General features: G+C 35.3%; 14 protein-coding genes and 1 pseudogene. All 15 read right to left on the reverse strand.

Going from position 1 to position 10,627, the window contains the following annotated elements; genetic code table 11:
• Positions 1-280 (reverse strand): annotated as a pseudogene (locus IJ258_RS08345) (F420-nonreducing hydrogenase); the annotation flags it as partial.
• A gap of 16 nt (positions 281-296) precedes the next feature.
• Positions 297-722 (reverse strand): hydrogenase iron-sulfur subunit, encoded by a 426-nt coding sequence (locus IJ258_RS08350; RefSeq protein ID WP_292805691.1) that lies wholly within the window; start codon positions 720-722, stop codon positions 297-299.
• A gap of 298 nt (positions 723-1,020) precedes the next feature.
• On the reverse strand, positions 1,021-2,271 hold the full coding sequence (locus IJ258_RS08355) for a SufD family Fe-S cluster assembly protein (RefSeq protein WP_292805694.1): 1,251 nt from the start codon (positions 2,269-2,271) through the stop codon (positions 1,021-1,023).
• Positions 2,240-2,995, reverse strand: a complete 756-nt coding sequence (locus IJ258_RS08360) for an ABC transporter ATP-binding protein (protein WP_292805696.1) — start codon at positions 2,993-2,995, stop codon at positions 2,240-2,242. The genes IJ258_RS08355 and IJ258_RS08360 overlap by 32 nt, the downstream gene beginning before the upstream one ends.
• A 166-nt stretch (positions 2,996-3,161) precedes the next feature.
• A complete protein-coding gene (locus IJ258_RS08365) occupies positions 3,162-3,431 on the reverse strand; it encodes a PRC-barrel domain-containing protein (RefSeq protein WP_292805699.1) in 270 nt (89 codons plus the stop codon).
• Positions 3,432-3,485: 54 nt separating this feature from the next.
• Entirely contained in the window at positions 3,486-4,094 is a 609-nt protein-coding gene (locus IJ258_RS08370) for an NTP transferase domain-containing protein (RefSeq protein ID WP_292805702.1), read from the reverse strand.
• Positions 4,095-4,110: 16 nt separating this feature from the next.
• Positions 4,111-5,580, reverse strand: a complete 1,470-nt coding sequence (locus IJ258_RS08375; RefSeq protein WP_292805705.1) for a methanogenesis marker 14 protein — start codon at positions 5,578-5,580, stop codon at positions 4,111-4,113.
• A 151-nt stretch (positions 5,581-5,731) separates the two neighbouring features.
• On the reverse strand, positions 5,732-6,664 hold the full coding sequence (gene mtrH, locus IJ258_RS08380) for a tetrahydromethanopterin S-methyltransferase subunit H (RefSeq protein WP_292805708.1): 933 nt from the start codon (positions 6,662-6,664) through the stop codon (positions 5,732-5,734).
• 13 nt (positions 6,665-6,677) lie between these two features.
• The gene (gene mtrG, locus IJ258_RS08385; protein WP_292805711.1) at positions 6,678-6,917 is read right to left on the reverse strand and encodes a tetrahydromethanopterin S-methyltransferase subunit MtrG; all 240 of its coding nucleotides are present in this window, start codon (positions 6,915-6,917) and stop codon (positions 6,678-6,680) included.
• 12 nt (positions 6,918-6,929) lie between these two features.
• Entirely contained in the window at positions 6,930-7,136 is a 207-nt protein-coding gene (locus tag IJ258_RS08390; RefSeq protein ID WP_292805714.1) for a tetrahydromethanopterin S-methyltransferase subunit F, read from the reverse strand.
• A 12-nt stretch (positions 7,137-7,148) separates the two neighbouring features.
• Complete coding sequence (mtrA, locus tag IJ258_RS08395) at positions 7,149-7,862, reverse strand: tetrahydromethanopterin S-methyltransferase subunit A (RefSeq protein WP_292805717.1); 714 nt, start codon at positions 7,860-7,862, stop codon at positions 7,149-7,151.
• Entirely contained in the window at positions 7,863-8,192 is a 330-nt protein-coding gene (locus IJ258_RS08400) for a tetrahydromethanopterin S-methyltransferase subunit B (protein WP_292805720.1), read from the reverse strand. It lies immediately after the preceding gene.
• 17 nt (positions 8,193-8,209) lie between these two features.
• Positions 8,210-9,022, reverse strand: a complete 813-nt coding sequence (gene mtrC / locus IJ258_RS08405; RefSeq protein ID WP_292805723.1) for a tetrahydromethanopterin S-methyltransferase subunit MtrC — start codon at positions 9,020-9,022, stop codon at positions 8,210-8,212.
• Position 9,023: 1 nt separating this feature from the next.
• A complete protein-coding gene (gene mtrD, locus IJ258_RS08410) occupies positions 9,024-9,725 on the reverse strand; it encodes a tetrahydromethanopterin S-methyltransferase subunit D (protein ID WP_292805726.1) in 702 nt (233 codons plus the stop codon).
• A gap of 13 nt (positions 9,726-9,738) precedes the next feature.
• A partial coding sequence (mtrE, locus tag IJ258_RS08415; RefSeq protein WP_292805729.1) for a tetrahydromethanopterin S-methyltransferase subunit E occupies positions 9,739-10,627 on the reverse strand: 889 nt, incomplete at its 5' end.

Genomic DNA, 10,627 nt, shown 5'->3' on the forward strand with positions numbered 1-10,627 from the left:
CACCGTAGCAGGAACAGGTTCCGTAACAAATAACCATTTTAGCTTTTTCATTTAACATTTCAGCTAATTCTCTGTTTTCGTCGTTTCTGATTCCACCTTCTACGATAATAATATCTAACTCAGGTACTTCATCATATTTAGTATCCATGAGCACAGGGGAAAATTCGAAATCCGCAAATTCCATAACATCAATTAAGGATTCGTGGAAATCAGCAATGGATAAGTGGCATCCGGAACATCCGCCTAACCACATGGTTCCTATTTTAACTTTATCTGCCATATTTAACTCCTCCAATTTATCTTTCAGCATCTAATTGTTGTTTTAATGGAGCTGGACCTAAATCTTTGATTCTGTTAACCATCATTTTAACAGATTCAGAGAATTTTTCACCTTCGGATGCGGAAATCCAATCGTGGTGAACTCTTTCTTTTCCAATTCCCATATCTTCTACTAATTTGTAGATTAATCTCATTCTACGATCCAATTTGTAGTTACCAGCATCATAGTGGCAGTCACCCATGTGACATCCAGCTACAAATACCCCATCAGCACCTTCTTGGAATGCTTTTAAAACAAATTGTGGGTCAATTCTTCCAGAACACATTACACGAATAACTCTAATATTCGGTGGGTATTGCATACGTGCAGTACCTGCTGTGTCTGCTCCTCCATAGGAACACCAGTTGCAACAAAACATTACAATTTTTACATCATCAGCCATAGAGTTTCTCCTCCTCTATAAATATTTTTTTCGCGTTTTAGAAAAACTTGCGTCTTTCAAAACTCAATTTTAAAGTTTTTTAAAAAATTTTAAAATTTTTCTTAAGGTAATACTGTTTAGGCATACCTTAAAATCACAATTTACGTACGTAATGAGCTAGCTCAGCATTACATTATGTACTGATTAATATATTTCATTAATAATTAATATAAAGGTTACTTAGAAAAATAAGCCAAAAAGTTTATATACTATGAAACAAAGTTTTAAAAAAATAGAAAAAAAGAAATAAAAGATGGAATTACATTCCATCAAGACTCATATCAATCATATTCTGAGTTTGCTCAGCCAATTCATCAGGAAGCCCAGTAATATCCATATTTAAAAATCCTCTAACAATCATGGATTCTGCATCTTCTTCCTTGATTCCACGAGAGGTCAAGTAATTAATTTCATCTTCAGAAATTTTACCAACTGCTGCTTCGTGAGACATTTCAAGATTAGCAGAACTGGCTTCAAGTTCAGGAACAGCATATATAAAACTGTCATCAGATAAAACCAATCCGTGACATTCCAAATGGCCTTTAACTGTAGGTACAGTACCTGCCAAATGTCCACGAGCATAAATCTTAGATTCATCCTGAGAAACAGCTCTGGAAATAACTTCTCCTCTAGCACCTTCACCATTTAATAAAACTCTGGAACCAACATCAATAATAGAGTCTTTTTTACCTCCCTGAATACTTTGGAAGATAGCTCTTGAATTTTTACCATTACAATAAGCAGTAGGGAAAGATTGAATAGTACTTACCGGACTTGTTAAAATATAATTGTTAACATAAGTAGCATTATCTCCAACATTTACACCGGTTCTAGGACGAACTTCAACTTCTTCAGCCCAATTATGAACCATTGTAAAAGTAATTTTAGAACCCGGTTTTAAATACATTTCAGAAACACCCACATGCATTGCAGATTCAATATCAGAACCGGTTGCACAGCCTGTAATTAAATGCAATTCAGAATTTTCCTCAGCAATAATAACATTGTGAGCAGTTTGCATAATATCAACATCACTGATAAACATGCAAGCCTGAACAGGCATTACTTCTTTAGTGCCTGGAAGGGATCTTACAAAATAACCGCTTTTAACACCATCTTCCTTTTCTCTTAAAGCGGTTTTTGCAGTGTATTTATCTGCATCAGGTTTTACTACATTCCAAAGATAATCTTCAACCCAGCTGTATTTATCCAATGCAACACCAATGTTCATGACTTCAATAGAATCGGACATGGAGTTGTTTGTGAAAATATTACTTTGGTCAACCTGTAAAAATGAACCTGATCTATTTTTTTCTTCGGTGTCGACACCCACTTTTAATAAATCATTTTTGGTCTGTTTGCTTAAATCATCCAAATCATCAATCATGTCTAAAGCATTAACAGTTTCATCAGTGAAGTTTTCTATAGTAACATCTGCACCGATTGGTGCTTTTTTATCCTTTGCTCTTTCAGCATCCTCATAAACATTGCGCACACTCAACACATCCATTAAAACCATTTTTTCTAATATCTTCTAAAATTTCTGAAGGATTTCCAGAACAAGAAATCGCACCATCTATTAAAACATGAGCCTTATCAGCACTTACAAAATTTAAAATGTAACCTAAATGAGTAATTAAAAGCCCACTTCTTTTTCTTGAACGTTGAGGTTTATCTTTATCAAGTAATGTACCTATTTCAGAAGCAATTAATTCAACATTTTCTATGTCCACACCGGAATCCGGTTCATCAAACATTGTGAAATCAGGCATTTGAGCAAGCAATTGTAAAATTTCAGAACGTTTTACTTCACCACCAGAAAATCCCAGATTAACATCCCTGTCTAAAAATTCGTCACTGAATTTAAGTTGATCAGCTAATTCTTTCATTCTTGGATTTAAATCTTCATCCATTTCTTGATGAGATTCAATTTTAAGTAAATCTCTTACAGAAACTCCTCTGATTGCTGGAGGAGTTTGGAAACTAACTCCTAAACCTAATTGTACTCTTTCAGCAGTTGTTAAGCCAGTGATTTCTTGACCTTTAAATTTTATAGAACCTTCAACTACTTCATATTGTGGAAAACCTAAAATAGTCAAAAATAAAGTACTTTTACCAGCACCATTTGGCCCTAAAAGAACATGAGTTTCACCTTCTTCAATGGAAAGATTTACACCCTTCAAAACTCGTTTTCCGGCCACATTAACAACCAAATTTTCAATTTCAAGTAACATATAATCACCTTTTTATGAATAAATATGAATTTGTTATACAATAAAACTTTAATTTACAAAATATAAATAGTTATCTTAAAAAAGAAAATATAACAATTGTTTTATAAAAATAAGGCATATAACATTGTTATAATAAATGACCAAAAAAATAGAAAAATAACTGAAATTATTCAGTTACAATAATAAATTCGCCGACTTTTTCAACTTTAGCAAAAGGAACTAATAACAAGTCACCGTTTCTTTTTGCACCTTTAACATGAATATTACGGTCACTTTCTATTCTAATTGCAATGTCAACGATTTTACCAGTTTTTTCGTTAATAATTAATTCATCTAATACTCCAAGAATACGAGCATTGTTGGTAGCTACTTGATAATTTTTAATTTCGCTCCATAATTTTTCTTCTCTTTTTGGAATTTGTTGTTTATTATCCATTGAATCACCATAAAAATAACTATTAATTATATAATTATTATAACTTCATTATATTTAAATATAATATTCATAATATAACTTTTCTGCTATTTCACTATCAGGAATTGTGTTAATATTTAATGCCAATTCAACCTTATCAAGAACCAATTGAGTCTCGTCCTGAATAATATTTTCACTTCTAAGAATGTTTAATCCTGACGGAACACATCCATTAAATTCATAAGAATAATCCAGACGTAATTTATCAAATACTTCAACAGGAACAATGACAGATAATGCATCATTATCCTGTTTTAAATAATAATCTAAAACATAATCTATAGTTTCTGTTGAAATAAATGGTAAATCAGCATTAATAAAAAGTAAAATGTCTTTTTTAGACTGTTTTTCAAAATAATCCAAAATATAAGATAAATCCTTTAAATAATCCTCACCGGAAGTATCCAAAATAGTAAAATCACCATCCAATGATTTCAAATAATCAGTGGTTTCACAGGTATTAGGACTAACAGCAATAACTATTTCATCGATTAATTTAGATGATTCTAAATTGTCAAGCACATATTTAATTAAAGGTTTATCATGTAATTTGAAAAGAGGTTTTTCAACAGGAACTTTAAGTCTAGTTCCCATACCTCCAGCCATCAAAATTGCATAAATCATGATAAACCACAATTATCTAAGCGAATTTACCGCCAGCCATTTTCATACGATCTTTAAGGATGCATCTTCCACCTTGTTTACCACCAATAGGGACTTTAGGCGTACCCATAGAATTCATACAACGAGCCATAATTGCAGAACCTAAAGCAAGACCATCTTCAACAAAAACCACATTTTCAAATTTATCTTGAACAGCTTCTAAAATAAGTTCGGGCTTACGACCGGTAATACCTGCCCTTCCAGTAATACCTAACGCAGATCCAGGAACAATAACATTTTCAGCAAAAGCAACATCCAAAACCCTTTTAACAATGTTTGTACTTACATAGTCAAGAGTTGAAAGCAATGTTGGAAGTCCATCAGCATCATAGAATTGTGCACCCAATTCCATAAGTTCAGGAAGTTTATCACCATTAAACCCTACATCACATCCGATTAAAGTAGTACCTGCTTTTTCAGCAGCTTCCGGATTAACGGGAACTGTACCAAATCTATCAACATCAACAGGTACTTTAGTAATATTAATTAATTTATGAGCCTCTAATGCATTAGCTTCTGCTTTCTTATGATCAGCTTTTTTCATTGCCTTTTCAGAATATAAATCTAATGCAGCACCATTTTTCTTATCAATCTGACCGGAACCCCTTGCTAAAGAATCACTAACTACCCCCGCAAGACCTAAGAAGTTTCCAACAGTATTAGCATAAGGTTCATTATCATTAACTATACGTCCAGCCAATGTTGAACCAAAATCTAGAGAAACACAAGGATTTCTGTAATCAACATCAGTCCATTTAGCACCTAACTTAATACCTGCAGTAACAAGTTCCCCTTCCATCTCATTTGCAACAGTTTCCTTACCTTCCGGAGGAACAACACTTACAACAGCACCATCAAACAAAATATTTTCTAAAAGAGAATGCTTTTGCAATCTTTCAGGAAGTTGATTAATACCCATTGCAGGAGACATTTTTCTAGGCGGAATATCAGCTTCAAGACAACCATCAGCCAAAGCAATAATTAATTGTCCTGCTTCCTCAGCAGTAGCAAAACCTGCAGTTACCCCTGTTGATCTTACAACAAAGTCCAAATCCTCATCTTTATCAACATTACATTTTCTTAAAGATTCTAAAACAGTATCTCTAATTAATTCAGTGACAGCTTCTTTAGATAATTCAATACCCCAAACAGTTTTACCAAAAACATCTTCATTAGGTTTAGGTGGTCTGATATCCCTTGTCATTTTAACAGTTTTATTTAATAAATAGGATTCACTAGTGTTTAAATTAGTGGCCATGACAATGGATTTTGTTGTTGTATTTCCTAATTCAACAGAAGCAGTTACATAAAAAGTATCCGGTTTTTGAACAGCACCCGGACTTGCAGGACCTGCCCTTTGAGCTCTTAAAGAAGCTAAATTACCCTCTTTAGAATGAGCAATGATAGGCTTAGGACCTTTTTTGAAAATTTTACTTAAAAAAGACATTATTAAACTCTCCAAAATATAAAGTTAATTAATAATATCTTATTAAGATAATATAAATTTTATTAAAACTTTTTGAAAGATAGTTAAAAATATTAAAAAAATAGAAAAGATGATTAGATGAAATGAATCATCTAATCGGGACCCTTTTTATCTATAATAATTTGTTAATTGGGTGGTCTTCTACAGGTTCAGTACCAATTTCTTTTGCTGCTTCAGCAATCATAATATCTGCCATACCACAAGCAGGGAATGCTAATTTAGCGTTTTCGATTGGTCCAAAGAGAACGAAGTCCCCACCAGCCATTTGTTGAACGATGTTAGAACCGATATCACAAACAGGCCATGCTTCTTTGTGTTCTTTTTTGTATCCTCTTAACCAGTCCCATGCGGATGGAACGTTGTGAATACCAGATCCTACAGGGTAACCCCATTTGGATTTAACTGCGAAAGAAGTTCTTACTGCAGGTCCTGCACCTTGACCTAATGGAGTAACAGCTACGTCCATCCAAGGTTTGGTAATTCCACATTCATCAGCAATTTCGAGAATACCTTGGTCAATTACTCCTCCACCAGTTTCCCAGATTTCAATTTTACCTTCAACACCAGGGTTCATTGGGTTGAAACCTAAGAGAATTGATGCATCGATGTCTGAGTTTTTAACAGCTTCGATTTCTTCAGGTTCAGCAGCCATACTTAAGGAGTTGTAAACAGCTCTTTCAGTTAATCCAACTTCTTGAACATATTCTACCCCTTTAATTTTTGCAGCAGCTGCAGTTGAATCTATAAGGAAAGGTTTGTCACATACATCTCCTACGAATTCTAAGTATTTTACCATAGCTTCAGGAGTTGCACCGAAAGTTTGTACTACACAAGGGTTTCCGGTTACATCTGACATTTCTTCCATAGTTTTAATTCTTTCTTCAGCAGCATCTTTATCAAAGATACCTTCTTTTTCATCACTAATAATGTTGTGTCCGCCGTAAAAGATTGTACCTGCTAAAACGGTAGGGTATTCACCAGGTTGACCTCCCATTTTCATTCCAGCAATATCAACGACGAGTTGTTCTTTCTCAAATCTAAACATAAGTATAAACCTCCTATAACAAGGCAGTTAACATTGAAGCTATACCGAATTTTATAGCAACAATTAAAATTATTAAACCAATTATAATACCATATAATATACCAACATCTCTACCAGTTTGTTGGCCTAAACGTTGATAGTATTCTCCAACAGTGAAATCAACTTTTTCTTCTGCTTCATCTAATTTAGCAATAGCAGCGTTAACTTCATCAGTAGAAACCATTACTTGAGGTATTGAATTTTCTTCACTCATTTCTAAACACCTCTAAAATCCTGCTAATTTTGCAATTAAAGGAATAATTACAATTAAAAGTATTGCAATGCATGCGCCGTAAGCAAAACCTTTAAATCTTGTTGCGAGTAAACCAGCAAATAATTTACCTTCTCTTGCAAGGAGTTTTGCACTGTATTCAGCATCATCTGCTGCAGTTTTCATTCCACCGATATTTGGTTTGTTTGAAATTTGTACCATAATCATGTCCTCCTATAACAAGAATAAAACTCCAATAATTAAAGTAAAAGCTAATCCGATCATTATACCTTGGACTTTACCTGCATAATTACCAGCCATATTTCTTTGGACAGCACCGACCATATCAATTTTAGTGTTTATATCCCTAATTCTTGATTCGATAAGAGCGGTCTCAGCAGAAACAACTCTAACTGCTTCTCCTTCTTCTTCCTCTCCGCCGTCTTCATCTACAGAAATAACCATAGCTTCTTCTTCAAAAGCACCTGGATCTTTTTCTACACATTCATTAATTTTTGATTGAATTGCTCCAATGTCTTCGGTATCGATTAAATCAACAATTTCTAATTGTTGTTGGAATCTTTCAACACCTTCGAGAGGAACATTTTCTACGAAAGGAATAGCACCAGTTGCACCAATAATTTTCTTTTTGTCAGGGTCAGCACCGTTTTCGTGTAAAGCTTTAAAACTTTGTCCAGTAATGTGACCTTGTACTTCAGCACCAGCTAATATTAAGAAACGAATATTAGGGTTAGAAATAATATTTGCAACTACTTTTTCAATTCCTAAGTTTTCTGTTTTACATGGACCTGCAATAGCTGCTCCAGATAACTCAGCTTCAATGTGAGAAGCGAGAGTAGTTACTGCAACAGGGCTTTCAGGATCACCTACAATGTAATCCCCACTAATAACCGGCCAGCCATCTGCAGGAGCTTTTTTATCAGCCATCTATAATACCCCCATTGCTTGTAAAATTGGTAATGCAGCAAATATAATGAATGTAGCTAACAAGAAACCATATACCATGTTAGTTAATAATCCTGCAGTAACATAAGAACCTTCCCTTCCAGGGTAAGATCCAACAGGACTTGTGTATGGGTCTAATGAAGCCATTAATTCATCAGCAGCCAATTCGACTTTTGCTACTTGTTCGTTTACATCATCCATAGATAGGAGAACAATTCCTGAACCTAAAGATGATCCGATAACCCCAGTTGAAGGGTCTAATGCGAAATTCATTTCAGGTACAACCTGAATCATAGGTAACATTTGAGCCATATTTAATTCCTCCTAATCTATTGTTCCACTTTAGGCCATAATCCAGCCCATTTGGTTGATGCAGCATCATTACATGAAGCAACTACAAATGCTCTGAATGAGATAATCCAACCAATTAAACCTACTATGAATACGATGAACCAACCGAATCCACCAGATGCAACAGATAATAAACCAACGAGAGTCATGGATAAGAATGCAGTAGATGCTGCACATTTTAAAGTTCTGACTTGATCTTCGTTAGGTCCTAAACATGCGTTGAATGGATGTTGGATAGCCATAGTACATAAGATAAATAATACTGCAATGAAACCAGTTGCAACTACATTTTCGTAAATAGCAGTCATGTCATATGAACCTGCGATTGCAACAGAGAATGCAAGAATTGATAAACATGCAGCACCAGCAATTTCAATAGTACATTGAAGCATAATAGGTATTTTCATTCCTACAATTTTAGTAGCAACTAAAGCGATAATAGCACCAATAATTACAGCAATAACAAGAGCTGCAATAGGTCCAATAATAGCAATGTTAAGAATAGTTGCTAAACTAATACCTGCTAAAGCAGAGATTACACCAACGGATAAAGACATGTAACCAATAGAGGGTACACCAGTACCTAAACCGTAACTTGCTACTCTACGAATAGCATCTGATCCCCATACGATAGCACAAACAGCACCAAGACCTGCAATAACAGATCCAGCATCACCTAAAAATCCAGTGAGATAAATAGCAAGTAATCCACCAACAATACCTAAAATAAGTAAATGTGTTGAACTTACTGCACCTGCAGCTGCACCATCAGCACTTCCACCAGCAGACATTTTAAATACCTCCAGTTAAAATAATACAAAAGATTCCGACAACGATAGATGCGATAGCACATGCAAGAGCTCCAGTACCAATTCTTTTGAATTTTGGATCGTGCATACCTTCAATGGTACCACCAATGTTATATGAAGCAATTACAGAATTAATAAAGAACACACCTACACCTAAAATAGCAGCTAAACCGATACTTACAGCAGGGTCAGTTACAAATGTACTGTCTTGTACAGCATTGTAAATTCCGAAGTAGACTAATCCACCACCGAAACCACCGAGAAGACCTCCGATAAGACCACTTACAAAAGAAGTTAAAGGTACACCGTGACCTTCAGTACCAGGAGTTTTGTATGCTTCTTGGTTACGTTTGGTAATCCAGTCTACAGGTACTTTGGATGCAGCAGGAACAATACCTACACCGAAGATGTAGATTAAGTTTGCAATGAGCATAGTAATACCCATCATAATCATAGCACCAATAGCACCACCGATACCTACTATATAAAATGGTTCACCTGTCATTGTTGCAGCAGTAATAAGTCCTGTTAAACCTGCACCAGCAGCTAACATAGCAGTACCAGTACCTACACCAGTAGCGGTTGCCATAGCCGCAGGAGCTCCTCCTACAGGAATAAAGTGCACACCTGCACCAATCATAATACCACCGATTGCGATGAATAAAATTAAACTAATTGGATCCATAATCGAAACCTCCTTATTCTTCCTCATATGGTCCATATTGGTTTCTTGCAAATACTTCTAATCTGTCATCCATGATAACTAATAAGATGATGATTATAATACCAACAATAATACCACCATATACTCCAAATACTACTGTATTCCAGAAACTAAAGAATACAACGAGACCGAAACAGAAACCAGTTAATGGTCCACCGAATTTAGCACAGAAGTTTACAACATCCATAGAGTTTTTAGCACCTAATGGAGCTTTAGTAACGATATCCCCTTGAATAGCTACAGGGGTTCCTCCACCAAATTCGAATTTTTGATACTCACTTTCAGCACCATAATGAACGTCCCCGGTTGAAGATCCGATAGCACCAAGAGCAATACCCCAGAGCATTGCTAAGAGTGGTAATGGGAATACGTGTAATGGGGTACCATTCAATGGAATGGTCATTAAGTAAGAAATTCCGACAATACAAAAACTAGTAATAAATCCGTGACCTACGATAGGTCCTAAAGATTGAGTTAATACATCCATAAATAATGGTTGTTCAAATTGGGATTGTCCAACAATCCTTCCCATGTGGGATGTAACAGTATAAATAGCGTGAACAAAAGCAGCGACACAAGCACCCATTGCAATAGCTACGATAGGTAACATACCTAAAGACATTACTAAGTATGCAATAGCACCAGCAACACCACACCAAACACCATAAGCGACCGGTTCACCAGAAGCCGCCTTGTTTATCATACGGTGTAAATGTCCCATTTGTGGAGCAAGTTGAACTTGTGAGTTAGGGTTACTTTGAGAACCGATATCAGATTCTAAGTCCTCTGCAGCCCCTCCGATAGTAGCAACTGCACCCATTAATGCAACTACACCTAATGTTACAGGGTCCATAATTTTTTTC

This window comes from Methanobrevibacter sp., assembly GCF_017468685.1.
Taxonomy (GTDB): Archaea; Methanobacteriota; Methanobacteria; order Methanobacteriales; family Methanobacteriaceae; genus Methanocatella.

Excerpts from the sequence above, each read along its gene's own strand:
- IJ258_RS08350 (WP_292805691.1), bottom strand. The coding sequence starts at position 722 with ATGGCTGATGATGTAAAAATTGTAATGTTTTGTTGCAACTGGTGTTCC.
- IJ258_RS08355 (WP_292805694.1), bottom strand. The coding sequence starts at position 2,271 with ATGGATGTGTTGAGTGTGCGCAATGTTTATGAGGATGCTGAAAGAGCA.
- IJ258_RS08360 (WP_292805696.1), bottom strand. The coding sequence starts at position 2,995 with ATGTTACTTGAAATTGAAAATTTGGTTGTTAATGTGGCCGGAAAACGA.
- IJ258_RS08365 (WP_292805699.1), bottom strand. The coding sequence starts at position 3,431 with ATGGATAATAAACAACAAATTCCAAAAAGAGAAGAAAAATTATGGAGC.
- IJ258_RS08370 (WP_292805702.1), bottom strand. The coding sequence starts at position 4,094 with ATGATTTATGCAATTTTGATGGCTGGAGGTATGGGAACTAGACTTAAA.
- IJ258_RS08375 (WP_292805705.1), bottom strand. The coding sequence starts at position 5,580 with ATGTCTTTTTTAAGTAAAATTTTCAAAAAAGGTCCTAAGCCTATCATT.
- mtrH (WP_292805708.1), bottom strand. The coding sequence starts at position 6,664 with ATGTTTAGATTTGAGAAAGAACAACTCGTCGTTGATATTGCTGGAATG.
- mtrG (WP_292805711.1), bottom strand. The coding sequence starts at position 6,917 with ATGAGTGAAGAAAATTCAATACCTCAAGTAATGGTTTCTACTGATGAA.
- IJ258_RS08390 (WP_292805714.1), bottom strand. The coding sequence starts at position 7,136 with ATGGTACAAATTTCAAACAAACCAAATATCGGTGGAATGAAAACTGCA.
- mtrA (WP_292805717.1), bottom strand. The coding sequence starts at position 7,862 with ATGGCTGATAAAAAAGCTCCTGCAGATGGCTGGCCGGTTATTAGTGGG.
- IJ258_RS08400 (WP_292805720.1), bottom strand. The coding sequence starts at position 8,192 with ATGGCTCAAATGTTACCTATGATTCAGGTTGTACCTGAAATGAATTTC.
- mtrC (WP_292805723.1), bottom strand. The coding sequence starts at position 9,022 with ATGTCTGCTGGTGGAAGTGCTGATGGTGCAGCTGCAGGTGCAGTAAGT.
- mtrD (WP_292805726.1), bottom strand. The coding sequence starts at position 9,725 with ATGGATCCAATTAGTTTAATTTTATTCATCGCAATCGGTGGTATTATG.